Source organism: Aeromonas sp. S12(2024) (assembly GCF_041402305.1).
Lineage (GTDB): Bacteria > Pseudomonadota > Gammaproteobacteria > Enterobacterales > Aeromonadaceae > Aeromonas > Aeromonas veronii.
The window spans coordinates 97,284-123,274 of record NZ_JBGLRB010000008.1 but is presented as its reverse complement, the minus strand read 5'-3'; the positions used below and the strand labels follow the sequence as shown (position 1 = coordinate 123,274).

The 25,991-nt window shown below is 60.1% G+C and carries 22 protein-coding genes; 8 read left to right on the top strand and 14 right to left on the bottom strand.

From position 1 onward, the window contains the following. Window positions 1-133: 133 nt before the first annotated feature. On the top strand, window positions 134-2,239 hold the full coding sequence (locus ACB035_RS10070; protein ID WP_371167203.1) for an AsmA family protein: 2,106 nt from the start codon (window positions 134-136) through the stop codon (window positions 2,237-2,239). Between the two features lie 54 nt (window positions 2,240-2,293). Here ACB035_RS10070 and ACB035_RS10065 read toward each other — a convergent pair whose 3' ends face one another. Beyond that, window positions 2,294-3,202: a bifunctional GNAT family N-acetyltransferase/hotdog fold thioesterase gene (locus ACB035_RS10065; protein WP_115544223.1), complete on the bottom strand. Its 909-nt coding sequence runs from the start codon at window positions 3,200-3,202 to the stop codon at window positions 2,294-2,296. Window positions 3,203-3,253: 51 nt separating this feature from the next. Here ACB035_RS10065 and ACB035_RS10060 point away from each other — a divergent pair, with 51 nt between their 5' ends. Further along, window positions 3,254-3,934 carry a spermidine synthase gene (locus ACB035_RS10060; protein ID WP_371167214.1) on the top strand — a complete coding sequence of 227 codons (681 nt, stop codon included), beginning with the start codon at window positions 3,254-3,256 and terminating at the stop codon, window positions 3,932-3,934. Here ACB035_RS10060 and dtd read toward each other — a convergent pair. From dtd to ACB035_RS10035, 5 genes are all read right to left on the bottom strand, one after another. Further along, window positions 3,923-4,360 (bottom strand): D-aminoacyl-tRNA deacylase, encoded by a 438-nt coding sequence (dtd, locus tag ACB035_RS10055; RefSeq protein ID WP_005340662.1) that lies wholly within the window; start codon window positions 4,358-4,360, stop codon window positions 3,923-3,925. The two genes, ACB035_RS10060 and dtd, sit on opposite strands and share 12 nt — an antisense overlap. Before the next feature lie 86 nt (window positions 4,361-4,446). Continuing rightward, entirely contained in the window at window positions 4,447-5,319 is an 873-nt protein-coding gene (locus ACB035_RS10050; RefSeq protein WP_040069668.1) for a virulence factor BrkB family protein, read from the bottom strand. A gap of 177 nt (window positions 5,320-5,496) precedes the next feature. Continuing rightward, on the bottom strand, window positions 5,497-6,738 hold the full coding sequence (locus tag ACB035_RS10045) for a malic enzyme-like NAD(P)-binding protein (protein ID WP_144715657.1): 1,242 nt from the start codon (window positions 6,736-6,738) through the stop codon (window positions 5,497-5,499). A 254-nt stretch (window positions 6,739-6,992) separates the two neighbouring features. Continuing rightward, complete coding sequence (locus ACB035_RS10040) at window positions 6,993-8,219, bottom strand: aromatic amino acid transporter (RefSeq protein ID WP_371167202.1); 1,227 nt, start codon at window positions 8,217-8,219, stop codon at window positions 6,993-6,995. Between the two features lie 168 nt (window positions 8,220-8,387). Next, window positions 8,388-9,821: a DUF2867 domain-containing protein gene (locus tag ACB035_RS10035; protein ID WP_371167201.1), complete on the bottom strand. Its 1,434-nt coding sequence runs from the start codon at window positions 9,819-9,821 to the stop codon at window positions 8,388-8,390. Window positions 9,822-9,988: 167 nt separating this feature from the next. Between ACB035_RS10035 and ACB035_RS10030 the strand changes: the two genes are divergently transcribed. Beyond that, window positions 9,989-11,080 (top strand): hypothetical protein, encoded by a 1,092-nt coding sequence (locus ACB035_RS10030; RefSeq protein WP_371167200.1) that lies wholly within the window; start codon window positions 9,989-9,991, stop codon window positions 11,078-11,080. A 64-nt stretch (window positions 11,081-11,144) separates the two neighbouring features. On the opposite strand, the gene priA is transcribed toward ACB035_RS10030, so the two are convergent. Next, window positions 11,145-13,352: a primosomal protein N' gene (gene priA, locus ACB035_RS10025; RefSeq protein ID WP_371167199.1), complete on the bottom strand. Its 2,208-nt coding sequence runs from the start codon at window positions 13,350-13,352 to the stop codon at window positions 11,145-11,147. A gap of 147 nt (window positions 13,353-13,499) precedes the next feature. On the opposite strand from priA, the gene rpmE reads away from it, so the two are divergent. Next, a complete protein-coding gene (gene rpmE / locus ACB035_RS10020) occupies window positions 13,500-13,715 on the top strand; it encodes a 50S ribosomal protein L31 (protein WP_005340673.1) in 216 nt (71 codons plus the stop codon). 100 nt (window positions 13,716-13,815) lie between these two features. Here rpmE and ACB035_RS10015 read toward each other — a convergent pair whose 3' ends face one another. Continuing rightward, on the bottom strand, window positions 13,816-14,466 hold the full coding sequence (locus tag ACB035_RS10015) for a chromophore lyase CpcT/CpeT (protein WP_021230765.1): 651 nt from the start codon (window positions 14,464-14,466) through the stop codon (window positions 13,816-13,818). A gap of 122 nt (window positions 14,467-14,588) precedes the next feature. Further along, window positions 14,589-16,442 carry a methyl-accepting chemotaxis protein gene (locus ACB035_RS10010; RefSeq protein ID WP_103250823.1) on the bottom strand — a complete coding sequence of 618 codons (1,854 nt, stop codon included), beginning with the start codon at window positions 16,440-16,442 and terminating at the stop codon, window positions 14,589-14,591. Between the two features lie 146 nt (window positions 16,443-16,588). On the opposite strand from ACB035_RS10010, the gene rraA reads away from it, so the two are divergent. Next, on the top strand, window positions 16,589-17,074 hold the full coding sequence (gene rraA / locus ACB035_RS10005; protein ID WP_005340678.1) for a ribonuclease E activity regulator RraA: 486 nt from the start codon (window positions 16,589-16,591) through the stop codon (window positions 17,072-17,074). Between the two features lie 270 nt (window positions 17,075-17,344). Here rraA and ACB035_RS10000 read toward each other — a convergent pair whose 3' ends face one another. The 3 genes from ACB035_RS10000 to ACB035_RS09990 form a co-directional block, all read right to left on the bottom strand. Continuing rightward, window positions 17,345-18,019: a 7-cyano-7-deazaguanine/7-aminomethyl-7-deazaguanine transporter gene (locus ACB035_RS10000; RefSeq protein WP_005340680.1), complete on the bottom strand. Its 675-nt coding sequence runs from the start codon at window positions 18,017-18,019 to the stop codon at window positions 17,345-17,347. A gap of 159 nt (window positions 18,020-18,178) precedes the next feature. Further along, window positions 18,179-18,466, bottom strand: coding sequence for a DUF3630 family protein (locus ACB035_RS09995; protein WP_371167198.1), 288 nt, complete (start codon window positions 18,464-18,466; stop codon window positions 18,179-18,181). A 10-nt stretch (window positions 18,467-18,476) separates the two neighbouring features. Continuing rightward, window positions 18,477-19,904, bottom strand: a complete 1,428-nt coding sequence (locus ACB035_RS09990) for a YdiU family protein (RefSeq protein ID WP_371167197.1) — start codon at window positions 19,902-19,904, stop codon at window positions 18,477-18,479. Window positions 19,905-20,009: 105 nt separating this feature from the next. Here ACB035_RS09990 and ACB035_RS09985 point away from each other — a divergent pair, with 105 nt between their 5' ends. Then, a complete protein-coding gene (locus tag ACB035_RS09985) occupies window positions 20,010-20,312 on the top strand; it encodes a cytochrome c (RefSeq protein WP_005340687.1) in 303 nt (100 codons plus the stop codon). A 67-nt stretch (window positions 20,313-20,379) separates the two neighbouring features. On the opposite strand, the gene recQ is transcribed toward ACB035_RS09985, so the two are convergent. After that, the gene (gene recQ / locus ACB035_RS09980; RefSeq protein WP_042081697.1) at window positions 20,380-22,215 is read right to left on the bottom strand and encodes an ATP-dependent DNA helicase RecQ; all 1,836 of its coding nucleotides are present in this window, start codon (window positions 22,213-22,215) and stop codon (window positions 20,380-20,382) included. A 133-nt stretch (window positions 22,216-22,348) separates the two neighbouring features. Here recQ and ACB035_RS09975 point away from each other — a divergent pair, with 133 nt between their 5' ends. Both ACB035_RS09975 and ACB035_RS09970 read left to right on the top strand, forming a co-directional pair. Continuing rightward, window positions 22,349-22,813, top strand: a complete 465-nt coding sequence (locus tag ACB035_RS09975; RefSeq protein ID WP_005355465.1) for a thioesterase family protein — start codon at window positions 22,349-22,351, stop codon at window positions 22,811-22,813. Between the two features lie 124 nt (window positions 22,814-22,937). Continuing rightward, window positions 22,938-23,465: a hypothetical protein gene (locus ACB035_RS09970; protein WP_005356927.1), complete on the top strand. Its 528-nt coding sequence runs from the start codon at window positions 22,938-22,940 to the stop codon at window positions 23,463-23,465. A gap of 210 nt (window positions 23,466-23,675) precedes the next feature. On the opposite strand, the gene ACB035_RS09965 is transcribed toward ACB035_RS09970, so the two are convergent. Further along, complete coding sequence (locus tag ACB035_RS09965; RefSeq protein ID WP_129503059.1) at window positions 23,676-25,829, bottom strand: nuclease-related domain-containing protein; 2,154 nt, start codon at window positions 25,827-25,829, stop codon at window positions 23,676-23,678. Between the last annotated feature and the right edge of the window lie 162 nt (window positions 25,830-25,991).

Below are 25,991 nucleotides of genomic sequence, written 5' to 3'. Positions count from 1 at the left end.
TGCAGAAGATGGGCACATGTCCTTATGGATAGGCATCCGAGTCATGTCGAACCCTTGATACGGCGCTGGCTCGGTCTGCGAGACCACTACTCAAACGCCTGACAACCAATCCCAAAACAGGAGGAAAGCACCCATGAATTCCTGGCTACGCGGCCTGCTCTACACCTTCGCCTTCCTGCTGCTGTTTGTCTGGGTTGCCCTCGGCCTGTTCGACGCCGAGCGCGCCAAAGGCCCCATCGCCAGCTGGATCAGCCAGCAGACCGGTGTGCCGGTCACCATAGGACGGCTGGTATTCAACCCGCTCCACCCCTACACCCTGCTGGCAGAGCAGGTACGCTACGGCGATGCAGTCTCACTCGACAAGATCTATCTGGAGATCGAGAGCATCGACTGGCTGAGCCGCGACGTGCGCATCGCCCATCTCGATCTGATCCGTCCCGCCATCAAGCTGCCGCTGCCCAACCAGCTGCCGAACCTGCCGGTGCACTCCCTCACCATCAGCGACAGCACCATAGACCGGCTCAGTCTGGAAAGCCCCGAGCTGACCCTGCGCGGCCTCAATGCCACCCTGAGTGACTGGGAGCTGATCGACCCGAAACGGCAGCCGCAGGCCAACCTGAGCCTCAATATCGGCCAGCTGGAGACCCCGCAATTCACCTTCGCCCGTCTCAACCTGCAAGGACGGCTGGAAGGAGAAGTGCTGCGCAGCGACAAGCTGGTGACCAACCTGTTCGACGGTCTGCTGGAGACCGGCATGGTGCTGGACTGGCCCGCCCGCACCCTGCAACTGCATGACCTCAAGGCACGCGGCATACGGGTGGAGCTGGGGGATCTGACACAACAAGGCTTCCCGCAGCGCTTCCCGTTGCAAAGCGTGTCGCTGGATCGCGGCCAGCTGGACGGCGTCAGCCTCAACGACATCAATCAGGAGCTCTCCTTCAACAACTTCAGCGGCCAGCTCACCGCCTTCAACTGGCAGGCGGGCAACCAGCCCACCGGCTATCTGAGCGGCACCCTGGGCGACATGGGCCGCGGCCTGTTCCAGCTGGAGGAGATCAAGGGCAAGCTCGCCTTCTCACCCCAGCAGATCGACGGCGAACTGCAGGGCAAGGCCTATGAAGGGGAGTTCAATGTCGAGTTCTCCCTCGATAACCAGCAGCAGAAGCTGACCCTGAAAGACGTGGCGCTGAGCGGCATGGATATCAGCCTGCCACAGGGGTGGTGGCAGGATTGGCAGAGCTGGCGCCCGCAGCAGGTCGATATCCGCAAGCTGGCGTTCGACAAACTCAAGGTGCTCTCCTTCGACGATACCATGCCCCTGTCGCTGACCGGCTGGCAGCTCTATCTGAGCGATCTCGCCCTGCGCAATAACCAGCCCGGCCCACTGCTCGGCCGAGCCCGTATCGAGAGCAAGTGGTTCGAGCTGGTGTGGGATGGCCTCAGCGCTCGCAACGGCGAGCTGGATGGGGAGCTGACCCCCAGCTCCTGGCAGCTGGGCAAGCTCACCAGCTCGCTGCCGGATGAGGGCACCCTCAGCCTGAGTGGCCAGTGGGGCCGCGAACCGGGCCAGAGCAGCCGCCTGCAGCTGCAGGCGACCAAGCTGGATCTGCAACAGTGGGGCAAGATATTCCACTCCCCTGTCTCCTTCGCCGGCAAGGCGGACGTGAGTGCCGACCTGCAAGCCGAACAGGGCAAGACGGCGGGCGAGTGGCGCCAGAGCCTTCAGGGCAGCTTTGCCCTCGATGCCGACGAGCCATTCTGGGACAAGGTGAAGATAGATCCCCTGCTGGATGAGTGGTTCAAGGGCGCGACCCCGCCCACCCTGACGCCGGATCAGCTGTGGCAGGCGATGCAGGAGGGCGACACCCCCTTCTACCGCGTCAAGCTGCAGGGCAAGATCGACAAGGGGCAACTGCAGATCGAGCAGGCTGGCGCCTCCACCATCACTCATCTGCTGGCGCTGCAAGGGGGGATCGATCTGGTCAACGAGCAATGGCAGCTGGATCTGGGGATCCTCAATGGTAACCGCTGCGCCGAGCTGCTCGGCCAGTGGCGCGGGCCGCTAACTGCCCCCACGTTGGCCTGGAGCTTCCCGCAGAAGCAGGACGCCTGCGGCTGGGAAGTGGGAGTACGCTATCCGCCGCAAGGCAACAGTGCGCCGCTCTGGCGACCGGCTCCCGCGCCGAAAGCCCAAGTGCAGACCCAAGCCGGGCAGACAAGCGACAGCCAGCAAGGGTAAAAACAGACAAGGCCTCATGATGAGGCCTTGTTGTTTGATGGGGAAACGATGCAGTTACTGGCCCGGACGGCGGGGCGGCTGCACCACGTAGTGGCCGCAGAACTCCGCCGCCAGTTTGCTGCCGCTGAACAGCTGGATCTTGAGGCTGAAGGTGGCAGGCTCGCCCCGTTTGAGCGGCTGCAGCACGGCGGGCATCCCCTCGCGGGCCACCCGCGCCTCCGGCTCCTCATCGACCGGGCCATGATATTTGATGGTACTTTCGGCCAACACCGGCTCGCCCACCAGCCCCTCCTCTTTAAGCTGCAGCCAGATCAGCCCCCAGCCCGCCAGCACGCACTGGCTATAGACACTGCCGGCGAACATGCTGCCATGCACGTTGAAGTTGGCCGCCAGATTGGCCTTGAGGTGGAAAGTCTGGCCATCGTAGTGGCTGATGTGCATCCCCATCTTCTCGCTGATGGGTACCCCGCGCGACCAGCGGGTGGTGAGATCCTGACACCACTCCGGCCGGTACTGGATGGTCTGCAACGGGCTCAGGGATTTGATCATCTGGCGATGGGGAATGCGACCAAATGAGACAGGGCCGCCCCCCACTTCGAGAAAACCGCACTTGCGATAGAACTCCACCGCCTCCTGACGGGCGTTCATCACCAGCCGTTTCACCTTCTCGCTGCGGGCCAACTGCTCGAGATCTTCCACCATTTGGGCACCCAGCCCCTGGCCGCGATATTCGGGCCGCAGCGCCATAAAGCGGATCTGTGCCTCGTCGCCGCCGATAAAGAGGCGGCCCACTGCGATGGGGGTACCATCGGGTGCCAGCATCAGCCGGTGAATGGCGACCGTGTCGTATTCGTCCCGCTCGGAACCGACGGGCAGATTGAAGGGTTTACGCAGAAGTTCCCAGCGCAACTGGTAGTAGGCATCCAGCTCGGCGACTGTCTGAGGGGTGACTACCCGGTACATAGTTTCATCCTTGAGTTACACTGGTCGGAAACCATCTTGCCGTGCAAATTCATGGACTTCAATCTGCAAGCGTACCAAGCCGATCACTTGTTGCACCTCAGCGTCAAACCCCAGCGCCGCCTCACGGTACAGGAAAATGACCAGCACCGCTGGCTGGAGATAGACGGCGTGGTGCAATCCGCCATGTCGCTCGCCGACCCCGCAGCTCTCTGTCTACCCCATCAGCGAGTCATCGCCTGCCTGCTGCCGGAACAGGCCACACAGATACTCGAGCTGGGTCTGGGTGGCGGCGATCTCACCCGCCATCTGAGTCAGCGCTGGCCAGATGCCCGCCACGAGTGCGTTGACCTCGACGAAGAGGTGCTGACCGTTTATCAGCAGTTTTTCCAGCATCAGGAGAGCGATGAACACGCCGCTCCGGCACTCCATCAGGCCGATGCCCTCGCCTTTCTGGAGCAGAGCGAGCAGCAGTACGACCTCATCCTGCTCGATCTCTTCAGTCAGGATGGCAACCCGCTGCTGCTGTTTCAGGAGCGGCTCTACCGGACGCTGGCCCCCCGGCTGAACGGCACTTTGGTCATCAACCTGTTGCCACGCACCGAACTGGAGCTAACCCACGCCCTGACACTGATAGAACAGTGGATTGGCCCCGCCACCCCCTATCCGGTTGTGGGGCTTATCAACGTGATCGTCCACGTCACACCGCGGGACGAAACATCCTCAGACCTGTAGCCAGAAGGTCGTCGGCCCCTCGTTGACCAGCGCCACCTTCATGTCGGCGGCAAAACGGCCGGTTTCGGTCGGGATGCCGCTGGCGGAAGCCTTGGCCACGAAGTAGTCATAGAGCCGCTCGGCCTCGCTCGGGTGAGCACCGCAGGAGAAGCTGGGACGCATCCCTCGCTTGGTATCCGCCGCCAGCGTGAATTGGGAGACAACCAGCAGACTGCCGCCGATCTGGCTGACATTCAGGTTCATCTTGCCCTCCTGATCCGGAAAGATGCGATAACCACTGACCCGATGCAGCAACTTGTCGGCCTTGGCCTCGTCATCCCCCTGCTCTACCCCGAGCAGTACCAGCAATCCCTGACCGATGGCGCCGGTCACCTCCCCCTCGACAGTCACGCTGGCCTCGCTGACCCGCTGAATCAATGCAATCACATCCCTCTCCTTTGAAAACAGAACGACCGCCCCCTTGCAGGGGCGGTCGTCGATGCTACCAATAAACCGGTGGGCAAGGCGATGGCTTAGCCCAGCTCCTCACTCGCCGGTTTCTCATATTCACCGAGGCAGGCTGTGGTTTCAGCCCCCAACAGCACCACCAGCCAGCTGAGATAGACCCAGACAAACAGGATCGGGATGGTAGCCAGCGCGCCGTAGATGGCCTGATAGGAGGGGAAGTTGGTGATGTAGATGGCAAAGCCGCGCTTGGCCAGCTCGAACAGGATCGCCGCTACCAGCGCACCGATAAAGGCGTGGATCAGCCGCACCTTGCAGTTGGGCACCACGGTATAGACCAGCAGGAAGGTGAGCACCGAGAAGAGGAACGGCAAACCGCGCAACAGCAGATAACCGATACCGAACAGGCTCTCGGCGCCAAACAGCCGCAGCGAGAAGATATAGGAGGAGATGGCGATACTGGCCCCGATAAGCACAGGCCCCAGGGTCAGGATCATCCAGTACATGGCAAAGGCCTGCGCCAGCGGGCGGCCCTGGGTCGAGCGCCAGATGTAGTTGAGGTTCTTGTCGATGGCGGAGATCAGCATCAACGCCACCACCACCAGCGCCCCAATCCCCACAGCAGTGGTGTTGGTGGCATTCGCGACGAAGCCGTCGATGTACTCCTTGAGCATATCGCCCGCGGTCGGCACGAAGTTGTGGTAGACGAACTGCTCCATCGCCTGCTTGAGGCTCTGGAACACCGGGAAGGCGGACATCATGCCAAAGACCACGGCGATCATCGGCACCAGCGAAAGCAGGGTGACATAGGCCAGATAACCGGCGGTGACCGTCAATCTGTCCTGCTGGAAACGGCCCCAGACAAACTGGGCAAAGTGGCGACCATCATGGCGCAAGAAGGAGAGGGCGTGGGCCAAACGGCCGCTGACAGGCTGCTGCATCTTGATTCTCGTTAGCGTCATAGTGGCAATATTGTGTCAGAGGAGAGCGCTGTTTGACCACCTTTGCACCCGATTTGCCTCCATCTGCCCCAACCTGTCGCCCGGCTGGCGTCTCTGGCTGTCGCCAGAAGCAGAGATAAAAACGGCCCCGATAAAGGGGCCGTTTGCAACGCCGGATTACAGCATGTAGTCCGCGGGCAGCTCGATGCGGGCGACGCCGGAGGCCACCGCCGCCAGCGCCACGGCGCGGGCAACCCGCGGCAGCAGACGGGCATCCATCGGCTTGGGAATGACGTAATCCTTGCCGAAGGCCAGCTCGCTCACCCCGGCGGCGGTCAGCACCTCGGCCGGCACCGGCTCCTTGGCCAGCGCACGGATCGCCTCGACCGCGGCAATCTTCATGGCATCGTTGATGCGGCTGGCGCGGGCATCGAGGGCACCGCGGAAGATGAAGGGGAAACAGAGCACGTTGTTGATCTGGTTCGGGTAGTCGGAGCGACCGGTACCCATGATGAGGTCGCTGCGCACCGCGTGGGCCAGCGCCGGCTTGATCTCGGGATCCGGGTTGGAACAGGCGAAGATCACCGGATTGGGCGCCATCAGGGCGACCGCTTCGGCGGGCAACACGTCGGGGCCTGAAACACCGACAAACACATCCGCCCCTTCGATGACATCCATCAGGGTGCGCAGCGGGGTCTCGTTGGCGAAACGCTGCTTGTACTTGTTGAGATCGCTGCGGCCGGTGTGAATCACACCCTGACGATCCAGCATGAAGATGTTGTGCGCCCTGGCGCCACACTTGATCAGCAGATCCATGCAGGCGGTGGCGGCAGCCCCCGCCCCCATGCAGACGATGCGGCTGTCACTGATCTGCTTGCCCTGCACTTCCAGCGCATTGAGCAGACCGGCGGCGGTGACGATAGCGGTACCGTGCTGGTCATCGTGGAACACCGGAATGTCGCAGCGCGCGATCAGCGCCTCTTCAATCTCGAAACACTCCGGCGCCTTGATATCTTCCAGATTGATGCCACCGAAGGTATCGGCGATGGCCGCCACCGTGTCGATAAACTGCTGGCTGGTCTCGTGCTTCACCTCGATGTCGATGGCGTCGATACCGGCGAAGCGCTTGAACAACAGGGCCTTGCCCTCCATCACCGGCTTGGAGGCCAGCGGCCCCAGATTACCCAGCCCCAGAATGGCGGTGCCGTTGGAGATGACGGCCACCAGGTTGCCCTTGCCGGTATAGCGGTAGGCATCGGCCGGGTTGGCGGCGATCTCGCGCACCGGCTCGGCGACACCCGGGCTGTAGGCCAGCGCCAGATCGCGGGCGGTTTCGGCAGGCTTGGTCAGGGCGATGGCAATTTTGCCCGGTACGGGCTGAGCGTGGTAATCGAGTGCTTCTTGACGCAGATCGGACATGGGGGACCCCGATGTGGTTGGTGCAAATGAGGTGCCGGCAGGGGGCACGCAGAAGGGCGGGGATCATAAAAGAAAGCGGTGGGCATGCCCAGCAGATCATGCTGCCATTAGCCAGATCAGACCAGTTATTTCAGCAACTTACCCCACCAACAACTACCACTTTAGTTATAGATCCTGCCATGTGGGGTAAAAATGGAGCAAAAAGGGCGGCAAGTTGGCCTTGCCGCCCTTTCTGTCAGTGCTGTAGACCTGACTCAGTTGCCCAGATAGACCGGCAACAGATTTGCCATCGACAGGAAGTGGAACAGCGCGGTCGCCAATCCGAACAGGATCAGCAACCAGGCCATCAGCTTGCCACCAGGGGTAACGAAGTGGGGTGTCACTTCGCCCCGCTCGGCCCGCGCCCGGGTGCGCAGCACCAGCAGTGCCGGAATGATGCAGGTCCAGATGGTGGCGGCGGCACCGGCATAACCGATGGCCAGCAGGAAACCGAACGGGAAGAGCAGGGAGAGCAGCAGCGGCGGCAGGAAGGTGACCGCCCAGGTCTTGCAGCGACCGGCGCGGCTGTTGTCGAACTTGAACAGATCAGCCATATAGTCGAACACCCCGAGCCCCACCCCGATAAAGGAGGAGAGAATGGCCGCCATGGAGAAGCCGTTGATGGCGCTGGCCACCTTCTCCGATTCGATCACCCCTGAAAGCGCGGAGAGCAGCACACTCACGTCCCCCCCCTTGGCAATCACGGGGGCAAAATCCTGACGGGGCAGGTTGCCGAAGATCCCCAGCAGCCAGAGCACGTAGAGCGCCAGCGCGATCAGGGTTCCCCCCAGAATGGCCCATCTGGCCTGCTGCTCGTTCTGGTAGTAGGCACGCAGAGAGGCCACAGAGTGGTGATAGCCGAACGAGGTGAGCGCCACCGGCAGCATCGCCATGGCATAGGGGGCGTAGCGACTCTCGCTGCCCGCCAGATCGAGCAGGGTCGGCAGCTTGATACTGCCGAGCAGCCCGGCCACACCGAGGGCGAAACTGAGGATCATGAAGGCGATCAGCACCACAGAGATGCGGTCAACGGCGCGGGTCGAGTGCCACACCACCGCAGAGAAGAGTGCCACGAACAGCACGGACGCGAGCTTGCTGTCGATCCCCAGAATCCCCTGCAGGATGGCACCGGAGGAGGTGATATAGGCGTAGAGCAGAATGCCGCCAACAAAGTAGACCGAGAGGTTGTTGAGGAGATTGAGCTTCTCCCCCAGCAGCTCGCGGGTCACGGTATTGAAGGAGACCCGCATGTCGTGGTGCTGGAAGGATTCCAGCAACATCCAGCCGGAGAGGGTCATCATCACCATGGTGACGGTCAGTGCCAGCACCGACCAGAGGGTCCAGGCCCCCGCCCCCGAACTCGGCAGACCGAGCATGCCGGCTCCCACGCAGACGCTGGCAATGATGCAGGCGCCCCCCAAAATTGACGGTTTTTTCTTCATAATCCCTTCTTTTTCTGACTGATTATCTATCCGCGGTAAACAAGACCGCGGCATGATGCCAGCCTTTGCCATAAGACGCCTACCACTATCTGTCATAACCGGGCATGGCCGCCGCATAAAAAATGCCCCGAACGGGGCACTCTATCAGCGGGAATGATGTGAAGAGGGTTAATCCATCACCGGGATACCTGCCCTCGCCTCGGCCTGACGGGCGATGGCTTCGGTCATCCCCTGAAAGATAAAGAGGTGGAACGGCAGCATGGCGAGCCAGTAGGCCAGCCCCCAGGCGCCCTGCGGATGCCAGTGAGCGGTGACCCGGATGCGGGTCAACCCGGACTCCTCCGGCAGGATGTTGAACTCCAGCCGCCCGACGCCCGGGGCCTTCATGTTGAACAAGAGATCAAGCCTGCGCCCCTCATCCACCCCGAGGATCTGCCAGGAGTCGAGCATATCCCCCTTCACGAAACGATCCGGATTGGTGCGGCCACGGGTGCGGGCCGGGCCGCCGATCAGATGATCCATCCATTCGCGCACCACCCACAGCTGGTTCATGTAGAAGTAACGCTGCTCACCCCCCAGCTGCTGCAACACCTGCCACACCACCTCGGGAGAGGCGAGACAGATGGCCTCGCCGCTGGCGGTGCGGTCGTAGAAGCCATATTCGGGATGGCGCCAGCGCAGGCCAAGCGGCGTCTCCTGCCCCTGCTGCTCGGCACCCAGCTTCTGCTCCAGCGCCAGACTCTCCGCCAGCGCATCGTCGAAGCTGAGCAGAGTCTGTGGCAGCAGGGCCTGCAGCGGGCCATCATCGGCCGGAATATCGTGCTTGAGCCCCCCCACCAGCGCCTTGGCCACCGGCTGCGGCACCGAGGTGACAAACTGCAGCCACCAGGCAGAGAGGCGCGGGCTCAGAAACGGGATGGGAATGATGGGGCAGCGCTTGCCGATATGGGCGGCAAACTTCTGCAACTGCTGCTGATAGCTGAGCAGCTCGGGGCCGACCGCATTGAAGATGCGGCCATCCACCTCGTCGGCTTCCACCAGCCCACCCAGATAGTGCAGCAGGTTGGACAGCGCAATCGGCGGCGTGCGCGAGCGCACCCATTTGGGCGTCACCATCATCGGCAGGTTGAACACCAGATCCCGCATCACCTCGAACGCCGCCGAACCGGGCCCGATGATGATGCCGGCGCGCAGCTCCACCGTCGGCACACCGGAGTCGCGAAACAGCTCGCCACAGTGGCGGCGGGAGTTGAGATGGCGGCTGTTGCACTGCTCGGGCTGGATTGCCCCGAGATAGATGATGCGACGCACCCCGGCTGCGCGGGCAGCGGCAGCGAAGTTCTTTACCCCCTGCTGCTCTAACCGGTGAAAATCGGCCCCCGCCCCCATGGCATGTACCAGATAGAAGACGGTATCGATGCCCGCCAGCGCAGGCAGCAAGGTGATCGGCTTGAGGCTATCGGCGAGGCGAAACTCGACTCCCTCAGGCAAGCGGCAGGGACGGCGCGCCCCGGCAATCACCCTGTAGCCCAGCGTTTGCAGGTGAGGCACCAGATAGGAACCAATATAGCCTGCCGCTCCCATCACCAGACAATTTCTCATCTTCTCTTCCTCTTCACATGTTGCGCCCTGCGCTGGGGCAAACGGGCTAGCACCCGCATGCCCATCATCCTGCCACGCCACCACCTTGCAACCTAGTACTAACCACCTCCCTGATTAGTCCGATTTGGTGTTAAGCCCTGCTCACTAACCGGTCGATAACTGACCAGATGTATAGCGCCGAGGGCGAATGTATGCGCATCGATCACTACGACCTCCAGGGGGAGGTGCAATACCGGCAACAACAGGCCCGGAGCCGCAAGGTGCGCAACCTCGGGCCCGTGCCACCCGCCGTTAATCCACCGGGAGGCAACAACACGGCAGTGGCCAGCGAACGCAGCAGCACCCTGACCCTCACCAGCGCCCTGACGCTGCAAACCGCGAGGCAATCCGCCGCCAGTCAGCCAGCAGCAACACCTCCCGCCCCGCCCGCAGCGGACGTCGGCAAAGAGCAGGATGGCATTCCCGACGATGGGCTGGATAACCGCCAGCGGCTGATCAAGCTGATGATCGAGGCGATGCTGGGCCACGAAATCGAGCTGCCCAAGCCGATCAAGCCCACCGAAGAGGGGGGCGAAGGGGTGACCCAAGGAGAAGCCGCAGCTCAGGCCGCCGAGCCGGATCAACTGGTGGAGGTGACAGACACCCTGCTGCAACAGGAGCAGCTCAACGTGGTGACATCGGCCAGCGTAGCGACTCAGGATGGTCAGACTATTCAGCTCGATCTCGGCTTTGTTCTCGACTGGCGCCAGCTGGAGGTGAGCCAGCGGCGCACCACCCTCAATGCCCTGAAGGATCCGCTGGTGCTCAGTCTGGATGGCAAGATTGCCGATCTGACCGAGGCACGGGTCACTTTCGATATTGATCAGGATGGCAAAGAGGATAGCCTGCCGGGCTTGAGTGAAGGCAGCGGCTTTGTGGCGCTGGATCGCAATGGCAACGGCACCATAGACGATGGGGGCGAGCTGTTTGGTGCTCGCTCCGGCAATGGCTTCGGCGAGCTGGCAACCCTGGATGAGGATGGCAACGGGGTGCTGGATGAGGGGGATAGCCAGTTTTCAGCCCTGCAGTTCTGGCATCCGGAGCACGCACCTATAGCTCTGGTCGAACTGGGGATCGGCGCCATCCTGCTGCGCCCCCTCGACACCCCCTTCACCCATCTGGGGGAGAGCGGCAATCAGGGGGTGCTGCGCCAATCCGGCCTCTATCTCACCGAACAGGGTAAGGGAGGCTGGGTGCAGCAGATCGATCTGCGGGTCTGAACCCCGCACCCGCATGGCAAAACCGGTCGCTGACGATAACTGCCAGCGACCGGCTCCGGCACCATCAACTCAGCTCGGTGGGGTCGATATCCAGACTCCAGCGCACCTTTTTGGTCTCAGGCCAGCCTTCCAGCTCCTTCACCGCCCAATCCAGCAGTTGGGCCAGCGGTGCCCGGTTCGGCCCCTGCACCAGCAACTGCATGCGGAACTTGCCCGCCTTGCGCTCCATAAAGCCGCTGATGGGCCCCAGCACCTGAACGTGGGGATAGCGGGCGCTGCGCAGGGTATCGGCGAGGCGGGCGAGGAACAGTTGCACCTCGTCACGGCCATTGGCCTCGGCGCGGAACAGCCCCTGATAGCTGAACGGCGGCAGCCCCAACAGGCGGCGCTCTTTCAACGCCGTATCGGCGAAGTGGCCGTAGCCATTCTGGGTCAGATCCTGCAGCAGGGCATGTTCCGGATGGTGGCTCTGCAACACCACCAGCCCGGGCTTGCTGGCACGACCGGCACGGCCCGCCACCTGGGTGTAGAGCTGGGCCAGCTTCTCGGCGGCGCGAAAATCGGCGCTGAACAGGGCACCATCCACATCCAGCAGGCCCACTAGCGTCACGTCCGGAAAGTGGTGGCCCTTGGCCAGCATCTGGGTGCCGATCAGGATCTTGTACTTACCCGCCTTGATGTCGCCGAGGTGAGTCTCCAGCACCCCCTTGCGGCGGGTGTTGTCCCGATCGATGCGCACTACGGGATATTGCGGGAAAACCGTGGTGAGCAGCTGTTCCAGTTGTTCGGTGCCCACTCCCGACCCGATCAGCTCGTTGCTGCCACACTCGGGGCAGTGGTGGGGCAAGGGGCGCACGCTGTCGCAATGATGACAGTGCAGCCGTCGTCCGGCCTGATGCCAGGTGTACCAGGCATCGCAACGCTCACAGGCGGCGCTCCAGCCGCACTGGTGGCAAATCAGAGCCGGGGCATAGCCACGGCGGTTGAGAAACAGCATCACCTGATTGCCCGCCGCCAGATGCTCTGCCATCAGCTGCTCCAGCTGGGGGGAGAGCCCGGCCTGCAGCCGCACGTTCTTGATATCCAGGATCACCTGACGGGCGGTCTGGGCGTTACCGGCACGGCGAGTCAGGGTGAGATGGTGATACTTGCCGGTGCGGGCGTTGTGCAGCGTCTCCAGCGACGGGGTGGCCGAGCCAAGCAGGATCGGGATACCGGCACGATGAGCCCGCATCACCGCCAGATCCCGCGCGTGGTAGCGAAAACCGTCCTGCTGCTTGAAAGAGCCGTCGTGCTCTTCGTCGATGATTATGATGCCGAGGTTGTGAAACGGGGTGAACACCGCGGAGCGGGTGCCGATCAGGATGGCGGCGCCGCCGTCGCGGCAGGCGAGCCAGGCCTCGAGCCGTTCCCGATCGTTCATGGCGGAGTTCATCGCCACCACAGGCACGTTGAAGCGGCGGCGAAAGCGGTTGATGGTCTGCGGGGTGAGACCGATCTCCGGCACCATCACCAGCGCCTGCTTGCCCGCCTTGAGCAACGGCTCGAGGATGCTTAAATACACCTCGGTTTTGCCGGAACCGGTGATGCCATCGAGCAGGAAGGCGCCGAACTTGTCGCTCTGGCTGGTAACGGCGGAGACGGCCAGCGCCTGCTCGCCATTGAGGCGCAGCCCCTCCCCCGGCTCAAAGCGGGCAGCCCAATCGCCATCGTGGCTCGGCTCCAGCGAGCGTTTCTCCAGTAGCCCCTTCTTCTCCAGCGCGGTGAGTGCGGCGCTCTGGATCTCCTCCTGTTTGAGGGCGGAGGGGGTCTGCGGCCCCTTGCGCAGCAGGGCGAGCGCTTGCTGCTGCTTGGCCGCCCGCTTGAGCTCGTTAAGGTCGATGGCCATGCCGGCCTCAGTAGCAAACCAGAACTCCAGCTCCCGATAGGCGGCTGGCTCCCCCTTGCGCACCAACACCGGCAGGGCATGGGGCAGCACTTCCCCCAGCGGATGCTGGTAGTAGCTGGCGCTCCAGTTCATCAGCGCCAGAATATCCGGCCCCAGCACCGGTGCCGTGTCCAATACCCGTTTGATGGGCTTGAGCTTGTTGCGGGGCACCTGGCTGTCAGCCGGATGATCCACCACCAGCCCGACCAGGGTCTGGGGACCGAAAGGGATCTCGACCCGGCAACCGGGGGCAGGTAACGGCAGGGGAGAGAGATAGTCGAAGTGACGGCGTAACGGTACCGGGACAGCGACACGAACCAGATCCAGCGTTTGGGAAGAATTCACCAGGGGTTGCCTATTTTTTCTGCGAAGCCACTTGCCTGATATCAGGCATTTCCTATATTATTCGCAGCCTTTGAAACTGTGTTCAACAATCGTGTGGTGTCCGACAAGAGATCGGATGGCGACACGGCCTATTAATTGAGGTTGTCCATGAAAGCTGGTATCCATCCTGACTACGTAGCCATCACCGCCAAGTGCTCTTGCGGTAACGTCATCAACACTTTCTCTACCATCGGTAAAGATCTGAACCTGGACGTGTGCTCCGAGTGCCACCCGTTCTACACCGGCAAGCAGAAAGAAGTTTCTAGCGGCGGCCGCGTAGACAAGTTCAACAAGCGTTTCGGTGCGATGACCACCAAGAAGTAATTTTACTTCTGAAGAATTCTGAAAAAGGCGCCCAATGGGCGCCTTTTTTACGATCCCTGTTTATCATCCTTCATGTTCCCGCAGCCAGACGCACTCTCCCCTACTGGCCAAATCCTTTGGAACGACGCAAATAGACATACCCCTCACCCGGGCTACCCCAGCGCGGACTCCCTGCGTTGTCATAGGCGCGATCCAGCAATCTGACGCTATCGGGGCCAATCCAGATATGCTGCACCAGCGTTGTGGCACCACCAAAATCGGTGGAGCAATGGCCCACCCGGGTATGACCGGCATATTCGCCGGAGGGGGTACGGGTCAGCCAGATCTCGCAACCGTGGCGCAAGGAGAGCTGCTGCGGGGTCAGACTGTCGAGCAGGGCGGGATCATGCCAGGCACCGGCAAAATCGGTGGCACGGGGCATAGTCAGCTCTGCCATCAGGATCCGCCCGTCAGGAGCAGGTGAGAAGCGATAGATGCGCTGGCGGAAAGGACGGACGGAGCGCATGCTCAGATACTGCTCGGCATAGACCCAGCGATAGCCCTGATAGCCGGGCCAGATCTCCATCAGGCGCAGCTCGGCACTGGTAAAGCGGCTGTCGTAACTGGCCTGCTCCCGGCTCGTAAAGGCCCCGTTGAACCAGCTGAGTAGCGGCTCCATACCGGGCTTGAGTGGGGTAGCCTGAGGCGCCGATCCTGCCAACACCAGACAGGAACAGAGCAGCCCGAATACGGCCACCAGCAACTTTGCCATCGAATCCTTCCGAATCATCATAGTGGCGGCGATTATATGAGCGAATTTCCCCAATAACAGCCATTACGATCAAATCATTGCCACTCTGGTGCAAAAACCTCATAAGGATGCCAGTCCGCTCACTAAACCCGATATTTTGCCACCGCCTTGTTGAGCAGCTGGGCCTGCTCGTTGAGGCCCTCGCTGGATCTCGCATTTTCCTCTGCCATGATGCTCGACTCCTGGGCGATGTCGCGGATGTTGTTGACGTTGCGGTTCACCTCGTTGGCCACCAGACTCTGCTGTTCGATAGCCGCAGCAATCTGGGTGCTCATGTCCATGATGTTGGTAACATCCTGAGTGATCTGCCCCAGCAACTCCCCTGCGGTACTGGCCTGATCCGAGCTGCGGTTGCCCTGCTCGCGGCAGGTCGCCATCACCTCGACGATGCTGCCGGTCTGTTTCTGCAGCGAGCTGATGATGCCGGCGATCTCCTGGGTCGATTTTTGGGTACGGATGGCCAGATTGCGCACCTCATCGGCCACCACCGCAAAACCACGTCCCTGATCCCCTGCCCGGGCAGCTTCGATGGCTGCGTTGAGGGCCAGCAGGTTGGTCTGCTCGGCAATGCCGCGGATCACATCGAGCACGGAGCCGATGGTCTCGCTCTCTTTTTGCAGCTGGCTTACCTCGCGGGATGAACTCTCCAGATTGCCTGCCAGCGAGCGGATCTGCTCGACAGTATTCTCGACCGCAGTCCGCCCCTCCATCGCCTTGTTGTTGGTCGCCTGCGCATTGTTGGCCGCCTGCTCGGTGTTGCGGGCGATCTCTTCGATGGTGGAGCCCATCTCTGTGGACGCGGTCGCCACCATGTCGGTCTCCTGCAGCTGGCGCGCCGCCCCTTCGCTGGTGCGTTTGACGTTGGCCGAGAGGTGATCCGCCGCTTCGGTCAGGGTGTGCACGCTCTGCTTCACATCGCCAATCAGGTTGCGAAACCCGCCCAGCATCACGTCGAGATTGCCTGCCAGCTGGGCCATTTCATCTGCCCCGCGCAGCTCTATCTTCAGTCGCAGGTCATTATCCTGGCGAATGCGGTTGACGGTATCATTCACCTGAGTAATGGGACGGTCGATGCTGCGCCCCAGCAACACGCTCATGATGCCGATCAGCACCACAATCACCCCGCCACAGACCAGCATCAGGCTGTTGAGGCGAGCGCTCTGCCGCTCCAGCTCAGCGACAATGTGCTGATCGACGGCGGCAAACCCCTGTTCGGTCTGATGCACCAGATCCCGCATCTGGTTGCGCAGCCCCTCATCCTCTTTCAGCCCCAGTACCTGCATCCCCTGCACCAGCGCCACAAAGTCCTGCCGGTACTGCTTGCTGGCCTGCTCCAACCTGCCGCGATCCCCCTCCGGCAAAGTGGCAAGGCTATCCTGAAAACTCTTGTGCAAGGTCTCGAAACGCTCCAGATACTGGATATCGGAGCGAAGCATGAAGTCTTTCTCCGCCCGCCTCAGCTGCAACATGGTGATGAGCAACCCCTGCTGATCCAGCTGCTTGAGCCCATTCTCCACCTCATGCACCGCCGCCCGCAGCTTGCCATAGAGCCCTTCCTCCGGCCCCAGACCAATTTTCTGCTGCTGGGCCACCAGATCGTTGAAGGCTTTGCCATAACCGCTGATCTGCTGATCCAGTCTGGTCAGCTCCCCCTCGACAGCCGCCAGATTGTCATCGGTCACCAGCTCCCGATTGTGCTGGTGAAAGTCTGACAGCCCCTGATTGAAGCGCTCGACGAAGGTCATATCCTTGCGGATCAGAAAATCCTTCTCGGCCCGCCGCAGGTTGAGCATGGCGATCTCCAGCTGGTCGATATTGCGCTGAGCTTCGGTCAGGTGACGGTGCACCTGGCTGGAGTAGATAAACAGGCCGCTCAGTACCAGCATGGCAACGGCAACCAGCACGGTATTCAGGATCAACTTATGACGGATAAGCACGATGGACCTCTCGCAAACTGGCAGTGAACTGCATTGAGCTTATGCAGAAAAGCGGCGACAGGTGATCTGTGCAAGGAATATTCATTGAAATGCCACACCCACTCCTTATACTGGTTGCACCTGTTTCCAGCCGTGGATTTGACACTATGGAATACAATACTTCTGAACTGTGCGACATCTATCAGGACATGGTGGATGTGCTTGAACCCATGCTCTGCTCCTTCGGCGGCCGTGCCTCTTTCGGCGGCGTCATCACCACCGTCAAATGCTTCGAATCGAATGGCCTGATCCGTGAACTCGTCAAAGAGAACGGACTGGGACGCGTCTTGCTAATCGATGGCGGTGGCTCCATGCGCCGCGCTCTGATCGACAGCGACATCGCCACAACAGCAGCAGAGAACGATTGGGAAGGGATTGTCTGCTACGGCTGCGTCCGCGAAGTCGATATTCTGGAAGATCTGGATATCGGCATTCAGGCACTGGCAGCCATTCCGGTCGGTGCCGACAGCAAGGATGTAGGGGAGACCGATCTGCCGGTCAACTTCGGTGGCGTGACCTTCCTGCCTGACGACCACCTCTACGCCGATACCACAGGGGTGATCCTCTCCCCCGAGGCACTCGATATCGAGTAAGCCACAAACAGCGTGACGACGGGAGCCTTGGCTCCCGTTTTTTATGCCTGCAACTTGCTGAAAAATGACAAAAAAAGAGGGCCAGATAAACTGGCCCTTAACTGGAAGCAATGTGAGCAATGTCGTGCCTTCACAAGAAGTCCATCACGTTGGAACGAATGAAGTCTTTCCCGGAAAACAAGTTAACAATAATCATTCTCATTTAACTAGGCAAGCGCTATTTGCAGAAAGTGCAAAAAAATTGACCACCGCGAAGGGTGGTCAATCTGGTCAGGCTTGCCGGGTGGCCGTTTGCAGGCTGGATAATCCGGCCTCGCCCACCAGCTTGCGGCTGAGGTAGCGCAGCAAGACACCGTAGAGCGGTACGAACAAACCAAGGCTTATCAGCAACTTGAATACGTAATCGACGGTTGCGATCTCGACCCAGTGCTCTGCCATGAAAGGATCTGTGGTGCGCCAGAAGGCCACACTGAAGAAAGCGATGGTATCGACCAGATTACCGAACAGGGTGGAGGCCGCAGGTGCAATCCACCACTGCTTGAGCAGACGCAGCCGGTTGAACACCACCACATCCATGAACTGCCCTACCAGATAGGCCATAAAGCTGGCCAACGCGATACGCGCCACGAACAGGTTGAATTCGGCCAGATGACCAACGCCCTGGAAGCTCCCTTCAAAGAAGAGCACGGAGAGCGCATAGGAGACCGCCAGCGCAGGAAGCATCACGGTCTGGATAATCTTGCGTGCCAGACCGGCACCGAAGATCCGCACCGTCAGGTCAGTGGCGAGGAAGATAAACGGGAAGCTGAACGCACCCCAGGTGGTGTGGAAGCCAAACACGGTGATCGGCAGTTGCACCAGATAGTTGCTGCTGGCAATGATCAGGATGTGGAACAACGACAGGCGAACGAGCGCCGTTTGGTACTGTGCAGGGGTCAGATTCATCTTGTGACCTTTTTGGTTAATGGGGTTAGGGAACCCATATCGCCACCATTGGCGATAATCGAGGGGCGAGATTATACGCCCCCAAACCGATAGTTCAATCTTTATGCGATTACGCTTGTCTAGGTTGGCCAGCGGCAGAGCTGGCCTTGCTGGCGATAGTCACGCCTTGTGCTGTCTGGCGAGCCAGAGCAGCGCCTCCCGATCCGCCGGGCGCACTGCCTCCAGCCAGCAGCCGCTGTAGTGTTCATACTCCAGCCGAAACTGACTTTCTTCAAACTCCAGCAACCAGCTATGGCGGTCGGCCCCCGCATCCTGCTCGAGCGGCCGTAGCTCCCACTCTCGCAGCAAGGCCTGCGCCAACAGCGGGAACGTGTCCCAGTCGAGTGCCGGACAATCCAGCGTCACCACGCCAGCTTCACTATCTATCTGTTTGATCTGCCAACTCATTCCCTGTCTCTCAGCTACTGCAGGAGAGCTCACCACCGCAATACCATGCCGGAGTCGGGGTGGCGAGATCCTCATATTCGGGTTGTTCATCAAAGGGGCGCTGCAAGGCGGCGAACAGCCGCTCGAACGGCCGCATATCCCCTGCGTCGGCGGCGTCTATCACCTGCTGGGCCAGCGCATTGCGCAGCACATACTTGGGATTGATGGCATCCATCTGCGCCTTGCGCACGGCATCCTCGCTGCCTTCGCGCATCAGCCGCGCCCGATAGCGCTCCAGCCACGCCTGCCAACCCAGTGGTTCAGACAACAGGGCCAGCAGAGACGCAGGCCACGCCCCCTCTTGCGTTACCTCACCGAGACGACGAAGGAACAGGTGGTAATCCACCTTGTGGACCGCCAGCAACCGGAACAGCTCGCGGAACAGAGCCGGGTCATCCTCCTCCCACACTGCCAGTCCGAGCTTGGCCCGCATCAACTCGGAGTAGTGCAACATCAGCTGCTGCTCGTACTGGGCCAACGCTGCAGCCAGCGCATCACCGTCTACATGGCCAGCCAGCGCCTGAGCCAGTTTTTGCAGATTCCAGTAACCGACCGCAGGCTGCTGATCCAGCGCGTAGCGGCCCGCCGGATCCGAGTGGTTGCAGACAAAGTCCGGCACGTAGGCATCGATAAAGCCGTAGGGGCCGTAATCCAGCGTCAGGCCGAGCAGCGACATGTTGTCGGTATTCATTACCCCGTGACAGAAGCCCGCCGCCTGCCATTTTGCAATCAGGCGCGCGGTGCGGCGCACCACTTCGGCAAACAGTTCGGCACCACTTTCCAGTTCGGGGAAGTAGTGGCGCAGCAGATAGTCGATGAGATGCGGGATCTTCTCCCCCTGCCCGCTCCAGGCGAAATACTCGATATGACCGAAGCGCAGATGGCTGAGGGCGGTGCGCAGCACGGTCGCTCCCGTCTCCACCTGCTCACGATAAACGGGCTCCTGACTCCCCACCAATACCAGCGCCCGCGTGGTCGGGATGCCGAGGGCATGGAGCGCTTCGGAGGCGAGATATTCGCGGATGCTGGAGCGCAGCACGGCGCGGCCGTCACCAAAACGGGAGAACGGGGTTTTACCCGCCCCCTTCAGGTGCAGATCCCAGCGCTGACCATCCGGCGCCTGCTGCTCACCCAGCAGCAGCGCCCGACCATCCCCGAGCCGGGGGCTGTAACCCCCGAACTGATGGCCCGCATAGACCTGAGCTACCGGCTGCATGCCTGGCAGCACTTTTCCCTCGCCACAACAGGCGATCCAGTCAGCCTCGCTGACACCTCCCAGCCCCAACTCATCCAGCAAAGCCCGGTTGAGATGAAGCAACCGGGGTTGCTGCAGCGGCTGGGGGGCCACGGACTCACAGGCCCAAGGCAACTCGGTCGCAAAAGTGTTGATCAACTTCATGGTTGTACCATTCGTCCCTGCGTATGCTCGTGTCACTCTTTATACTGCCGTCAGCCATGCTTGCGCTAACTGGCGACCATCATTTTTCAATTCAAGGAGAAGAAGATGCAAAAATGGGTATATGCCCTGCCCTTGCTGGCACTGGCGTGGGGTCATCAGGCCAAGGCTGCAGATATCGAGGCAGGCAAGGCCAAGGCGGCGGTCTGTGCCGCCTGTCACGGGGTGGAAGGCAAGGCGATGATCCCCAACTATCCCCATCTGGCGGGTCAGAATGCCGCCTATCTGGTGAAACAGTTGAAAGCGTTCAAGGATGGCACTCGCAAAGAGCCCTTGATGGACCCCTTCATGGCGCCGCTGACCGATGCGGATATCGACAATCTGGCCGCCTTCTACGCCAGCCTGAAATAACCTCGCGTCTAACCCTTGGTTCTTCCGAGCCGCGCTTACCGTGGTCGATTAGGCTGCCTAATCGACCCTACCGCCGGCAGTAGTCGATGATCAGATCCATAAAGGCTTCGCCAAAGCGCTCCAGCTTGCGGTGCCCGACACCGTTGATAGCCAGCATCTCGTCTTCGGTCATCGGCATCAGCTGAGCCATCTCCACCAGGGTCGCATCGTTGAACACCACGTAGGGCGGCACCTCTTCGTCCTCGGCAATCTGCTTGCGCAGGCCGCGCAGCTCCTTGAACAACCGTTTGTCGTAGTTGGCGTTGTCGAGCAGGCCATTGCGCTTCTCCTTGCGGCTGGAGATAGGCTGCAAGCGGGGCACCGCCAACTCCAGCTTCACCTCGCCACGCAGCACGGGGCGGGCCGCTTCGGTCAGCTGCAGCACCAGATTGCGGGTGATGTTCTGGGTCAGCAGTCCCTTGTGGATCAGCTGGCGGATCACGCTCATCCAGTATTCGTGGCTCTGATCCTTGCCGATGCCGTAGGTCGAGAGCTTGTCGTGGCCGTGATCCTTGATGCGCTGGTTGAGGGAACCGCGCAGCACTTCCACTACATAACCCACCCCGAAATTCTGCCCCACCCGCCAGACGCAGGAGAGCGCCTTCTGGGCATCTTCGGTGCCGTCATAACTTTTGGGCGGATCGAGGCAGATATCGCAGTTGCCGCACGGCTTGTCGTTGTACTCGCCGAAGTAGTTGAGCAGCACCTGACGACGGCAGGTCTGCGCCTCGGCAAACGCGGCCATCACGTTGAGCTTGTACTGCTCCACCTGCAACTGCTGCGGGTTCTCGATGTTGTCGAGCAGGCGGCGCACCCGACCGATGTCGGCGGGATCGTAGAGCAGCAGCGCCTCGGCGGGGGTACCATCGCGCCCGGCGCGACCGGTCTCCTGATAGTAGGATTCGATGTTCTTCGGAATGTCGTAGTGCACCACGAAGCGTACGTTGGGCTTGTCGATACCCATACCGAACGCCACCGTCGCCACCACTATCTCGATGTCATCCTTGAGGAAAGCATCCTGCGTCTGCTGGCGCTGCTCAAGCGGCAGCCCCGCATGATAGGGAGCGGCCTTGCAGCCGTGGCGGGATAGCCGCTCGGCCACCTCCTCCACCCGATTGCGACTGGAGCAGTAGACGATGCCGCAGTTGCCCTTCTGACTCTGCACATAACGCAACAACTGTTCGGCCGCCTTGAACTTCTCCACCAGGCTGTAGCGGATATTGGGGCGATCGAAGCTGGCAGTGTGGATGAAGGGATCGTTCAGCTCTAGGCGGTGCAGCATGTCGCTGCGGGTCGCCTCGTCGGCGGTGGCGGTCAGCGCCACCACAGGCACCTGCGGGAACCACTGTTTGAGCCGCCCCAGCGCCGCATACTCAGGCCGGAAATCGTGGCCCCACTGGGAGACACAGTGCGCCTCATCGATGGCGAACAGCCCGAGCGGCAGCTCGGCCAGCCGATCCATAAACTCGTGCTGCAACAGTCGCTCGGGGGAGACATAGACCAGCTTGATCTCGCCGCGGCGCATGGCGGCGAAGTTCTGGATCATCTCCTCCCGACTGAGGGCCGAGTTGATGTAGACCGCCGCCACACCGTTGGCGCGCAGGCTGTCGACTTGATCCTTCATCAGCGAAATAAGGGGAGAGACCACCACCCCGAGCCCGGGCCGCAGCAGTGCCGGGATCTGGTAGCAGAGCGACTTGCCGCCACCGGTGGGCTTGAGCACCAGCGCATCGCGCCCAGCGACAATCTGCTCGATGATTTCGAGCTGGCCCGGCCGAAACTGCTGATAGCCGAAAACCGCCTGCAGCAGGGCAAGCGGACTCTCTGGCTGAGGATCTGGCAGGGTTTCGGCAATCGCGGTCATGGGCTCTCCTTTGGGGTCGCCATTCTAAAGCAGCCGCCGCCCACAATAAACCTGCCATTGCGACTGTTAAGGAACTGTTGCAGACTGGCTGGAGTTTTTACTCGGCTTTGATGACAAGGATTGGGATCAGAGAATGAAACAGATGCTCAAGAAGATGGCGCTCAGTGGCATTGCCAACCTGTTTGCCGAGAAGATGCCGTTCAACAAGCTGATCGGCATGCAGGTGACCCACTACGACTTCGACAAGGTGGAACTGCGCATCAAGATGGACGAGAAGCTGATCGGCAACCCCTTCCACAACATCCTGCACGGCGGCGTCACCGCCACGCTGCTGGATGTGGCGGGCGGCATGATCGTCGCCGCATCCTGCATCGACGAGCTGGAGGAGTTCTCCCCCAGTTATCTCAAGGAGCGCTTCGCCCGCCTCGGCACCATAGATCTGCGGGTGGATTACCTGCGGCCGGGGCGCGGCAACGAGTTTATCGCCACCGCCCACATCATCCGGGCTGGCAGCAAGGTGGCCGTCGCCCGGATGGAGCTGCACAACGAAGAGGGCACCCACATCGCCTTCGGCACTGGTACCTATCTGGTGGGTTGAACCAAGTTAGTGCATAAAAACCACGCGGCTAATCCACTTTTAATCATTAGATTCCTTACCCCCTCTGGCCGAACAAGGTCCATACTGATAGTCGGGATTGTGTGCAGAGGGAGGATTGCAGGTGATGAGTGCGAAACTGGCCATCAAACCATCCAGAGCCTTGTTGACACAGCTCGAGTCCATGCTTGACGAGGTGCAGACACCCGAGTGTCGCCACTGGTTGGAACAGGAGCTTGAGGGGTATTCTCTCTCCTCACCCTTGCCTTGGTATCGCATCGTTCCCTGTCGGCAACGCGGTCACTTTCTGGATCTGAAAACGGGAAAATATTTGACCTGTCACATCAACAGTCAAACGCTATGCCAACGCGATCTGGCCCAAATTCAGTTCATTTATGCCCGTGAACCCGCCGCCCACTATTTGCTGCAACGCAATTCCGGTATTGAACCCTGGCCAGAACAGCTGCTGGAAGATTATCAGGAGCAGTTGATCCCCGGCCATCTATGCCTGCAAGCCTGGCATGAGCCCGTGATTTCATTACGTGCACAACTGATGGAGGGAATAGAACATTTCATTAGTGAGTACCCCAAGCACGCGGCCTTGCTGCCTCAACACAGTTTCAAGGCTTTGCGGCATCAGCACTGGCATATCTGAGTAAGCGCCTGGCGCGCAAGGAGGGCACCATAGACAAGACCCATAGCGAGATTGCCACAATCTAGAGTGCCGGAGTCAGGATCAGACTCCACCTATGGGCCACCGAGCGGTGGCCCTTTTAATGCACACGGCTACTGCTTTATTGCCAAGCAGATAGCCAAAATGTGGCGCCCCACACCTTATGAATTCCGCAAACCTACTTGTCACGTTCTACAGCACATCACTCCAGACCCCATCGGACTCGATCAACCTAACAAGAGCTTGCGCACTGAATCCGTCGGCATACAGAGTCTCTACCTCATTCCCAGCCTCAGCCTCATCCATCTCTTCAAACTCCCGCAGATAATGCGGTTCATCGCGCAAAGCGATCTCCATGATCTCGCGGGAGACGACGTGGAACCCATCGACAACCTCACCATCAAATTCAATCGACGTATCCACAACCCAGGCATGCAGGGCTGGCAGAGGATTAACATCACTCAGCAATAGAGCTGAACGCAACCCTTGGTCATTTTGCAGTGCTTGAAGCACAACCGGTTGCTTGCGCTTTAACTGCCTCGCCGCCTTGCGCAGGGTATTGGTTCGATGCAGCCAGACTTCATGGCGAGTTGAACGAATGAAGCCAGACTTGACCTCCAGCAGCAACGCAACCCCATCCAAGTGACAGATCAGGTCCACTTCGCCAGCATCGCGCTCATCACTCAGTGGCGGTTGGTAGCCCACCACGACGTGGAATCCCCTCTGCCTTAGCGCTTCGGCAAGGGTATGTTCAATACGCTCCGTTTCGCTGCGCAAAGCTGGCCTGCGTTGTTCAACACGACGCAGGTTATTCACCGCAGCGGTCAGATTGTTCTGTTGACCGGCAACCCAGGGGAACTGAAAACTGTAGCGGCCAATCTTGTAGAACGGCCGCTCGTACAGTCGTGGTGACGGTATGCTTGGCGCTTGCCTTATCTGCGCGGATAGAGCCTGCAGATCACTGGTCCAGAACTTCAGGATGGCTTCGGCCGCCTCGGGGTCGCCCTTGGGATGCTCAGGGCTGACGGTCCAACCACAAATACGACGGATCTTATCTTTCGGTTCCGACCAGGTGATGGGAAAGCGGTTCTCACCATGCACAAGTCCTTCAAAAGCCAATTGACCCAGAGCCTTCACTGCTACACCTGAGTCATCCATATAGCGCAGAAAAGGCTGGAGAAATGCCTGCTCGAAGAACACGGTTGTCAGCTCACTGGCTAATATCGCGTGGTGCAGGGCTACCTCAGCTTCATCGTTCAGTCTGACCCGCTCACCCAACCCGAAAATGGTCTGCAGGTAGAGCTGACTGCGAATGGCTTTTATGTAAGCAAGCTGATTCGCTTCGTGGTTTTCCGGCCTCCCTATGATTGCGCCAGCCATATCGGACGCTGCGAATTGCTCAATCGCGCGGTACATCCAGTAGTGCCAAAGCAACCTGCTTTTTCTCTCAGTACGCTGCCAGCGCTGTGAGCCCAAATCAGTTTTATTGAAGATGACCGGTTGTCCCGGCTTGAGCTGGTAAGCGCAATCACTGTCAAAACAGAACCAATTGATGGAATTCTCGTAATCGATTCGCTCGCGCATAGCGGCAATAAGCAGGGCAACCGATTCGAGGTAGGCAACACACTCTCGCCCCACACCTGACTGTGGAAAAAGGAGTGGCGACAAATGACGCTTGAGAGATCGGCCGAGAACCTCCTCTGTCAGTTGAAAATCACGCTCGGAACAATTCAACAGTTTGCGCGCGATAATCCGATCATAGACATCCCAATCTTCCGCCCTGCTGTCTCTATCCTTAGCGGCACCAAGTTGCCCATAAGCTGTCACGCTCAAATAGGAAAGTAGCTCTAATAGCGTAAGCGACTTCAGGTGGGACTCAGCCAGTGCGATGGCTTTATCGAATGGTTCGAGTTGCTCAAGCAAGCGATCACAGACGCCGAAAAATACGCACCAATCCTTGCTGACGAGATTGTCCCGAAGATGCTGCCAGAGCGGTGAATCGCTGCGTGTAAACAGCTTCGAGTAACGAATCGCCCAACGCAATACATCTGGATGACGAGCGGACAGATGATCCAGCAGCGCAGTGCTAATAGCATCCTCAAAATGCAAAATACGTCCCAGTGCCAAGCTTGCCAGTTGAGCACTTTCAAGATTGACTGGCTCCCACCAAAAGGATGCGGCAGCCAGTCCGGCAGCACGATTGCGAGTTGTGTATTTGCCGCTCGGACGTTGATCCAGAAAGTCGTGAAGGCACTCATCAAGTGCGGCGAATGGGGCAAGCTGCTGTGCATATCCAGCAAAACGAGTCTGGTAAAACTCCTGGCATTGCCGTTCCTGGCCTTGCATATCTGGTCATCCTTTTCCTGCCGTCGAACCTTGATATTCAAAGAGATTGAAATCAGCAGCTCATTTGAGGCCCGCAACGAGTCGGACAATCTGTATGGAAGGAAATAGTTAACACGTTTCCAAGAAGGGGGAAACAACGGATGAGGAGTCAATAGGTATCGA

What these genes read in the sequence shown, in the direction of transcription:
- ACB035_RS10070 (WP_371167203.1), top strand. Translation starts at nt 134, where the DNA reads ATGAATTCCTGGCTACGCGGCCTGCTCTACACCTTCGCCTTCCTGCTG.
- ACB035_RS10065 (WP_115544223.1), bottom strand. Translation starts at nt 3,202, where the DNA reads ATGTACCGGGTAGTCACCCCTCAGACAGTCGCCGAGCTGGATGCCTAC.
- ACB035_RS10060 (WP_371167214.1), top strand. Translation starts at nt 3,254, where the DNA reads ATGGACTTCAATCTGCAAGCGTACCAAGCCGATCACTTGTTGCACCTC.
- ACB035_RS10050 (WP_040069668.1), bottom strand. Translation starts at nt 5,319, where the DNA reads ATGCAGCAGCCTGTCAGCGGCCGTTTGGCCCACGCCCTCTCCTTCTTG.
- ACB035_RS10045 (WP_144715657.1), bottom strand. Translation starts at nt 6,738, where the DNA reads ATGTCCGATCTGCGTCAAGAAGCACTCGATTACCACGCTCAGCCCGTA.
- ACB035_RS10040 (WP_371167202.1), bottom strand. Translation starts at nt 8,219, where the DNA reads ATGAAGAAAAAACCGTCAATTTTGGGGGGCGCCTGCATCATTGCCAGC.
- ACB035_RS10035 (WP_371167201.1), bottom strand. Translation starts at nt 9,821, where the DNA reads ATGAGAAATTGTCTGGTGATGGGAGCGGCAGGCTATATTGGTTCCTAT.
- ACB035_RS10030 (WP_371167200.1), top strand. Translation starts at nt 9,989, where the DNA reads ATGTATAGCGCCGAGGGCGAATGTATGCGCATCGATCACTACGACCTC.
- rpmE (WP_005340673.1), top strand. Translation starts at nt 13,500, where the DNA reads ATGAAAGCTGGTATCCATCCTGACTACGTAGCCATCACCGCCAAGTGC.
- ACB035_RS10015 (WP_021230765.1), bottom strand. Translation starts at nt 14,466, where the DNA reads ATGGCAAAGTTGCTGGTGGCCGTATTCGGGCTGCTCTGTTCCTGTCTG.
- rraA (WP_005340678.1), top strand. Translation starts at nt 16,589, where the DNA reads ATGGAATACAATACTTCTGAACTGTGCGACATCTATCAGGACATGGTG.
- ACB035_RS10000 (WP_005340680.1), bottom strand. Translation starts at nt 18,019, where the DNA reads ATGAATCTGACCCCTGCACAGTACCAAACGGCGCTCGTTCGCCTGTCG.
- ACB035_RS09995 (WP_371167198.1), bottom strand. Translation starts at nt 18,466, where the DNA reads ATGAGTTGGCAGATCAAACAGATAGATAGTGAAGCTGGCGTGGTGACG.
- ACB035_RS09990 (WP_371167197.1), bottom strand. Translation starts at nt 19,904, where the DNA reads ATGAAGTTGATCAACACTTTTGCGACCGAGTTGCCTTGGGCCTGTGAG.
- ACB035_RS09985 (WP_005340687.1), top strand. Translation starts at nt 20,010, where the DNA reads ATGCAAAAATGGGTATATGCCCTGCCCTTGCTGGCACTGGCGTGGGGT.
- recQ (WP_042081697.1), bottom strand. Translation starts at nt 22,215, where the DNA reads ATGACCGCGATTGCCGAAACCCTGCCAGATCCTCAGCCAGAGAGTCCG.
- ACB035_RS09975 (WP_005355465.1), top strand. Translation starts at nt 22,349, where the DNA reads ATGAAACAGATGCTCAAGAAGATGGCGCTCAGTGGCATTGCCAACCTG.
- ACB035_RS09970 (WP_005356927.1), top strand. Translation starts at nt 22,938, where the DNA reads ATGAGTGCGAAACTGGCCATCAAACCATCCAGAGCCTTGTTGACACAG.
- ACB035_RS09965 (WP_129503059.1), bottom strand. Translation starts at nt 25,829, where the DNA reads ATGCAAGGCCAGGAACGGCAATGCCAGGAGTTTTACCAGACTCGTTTT.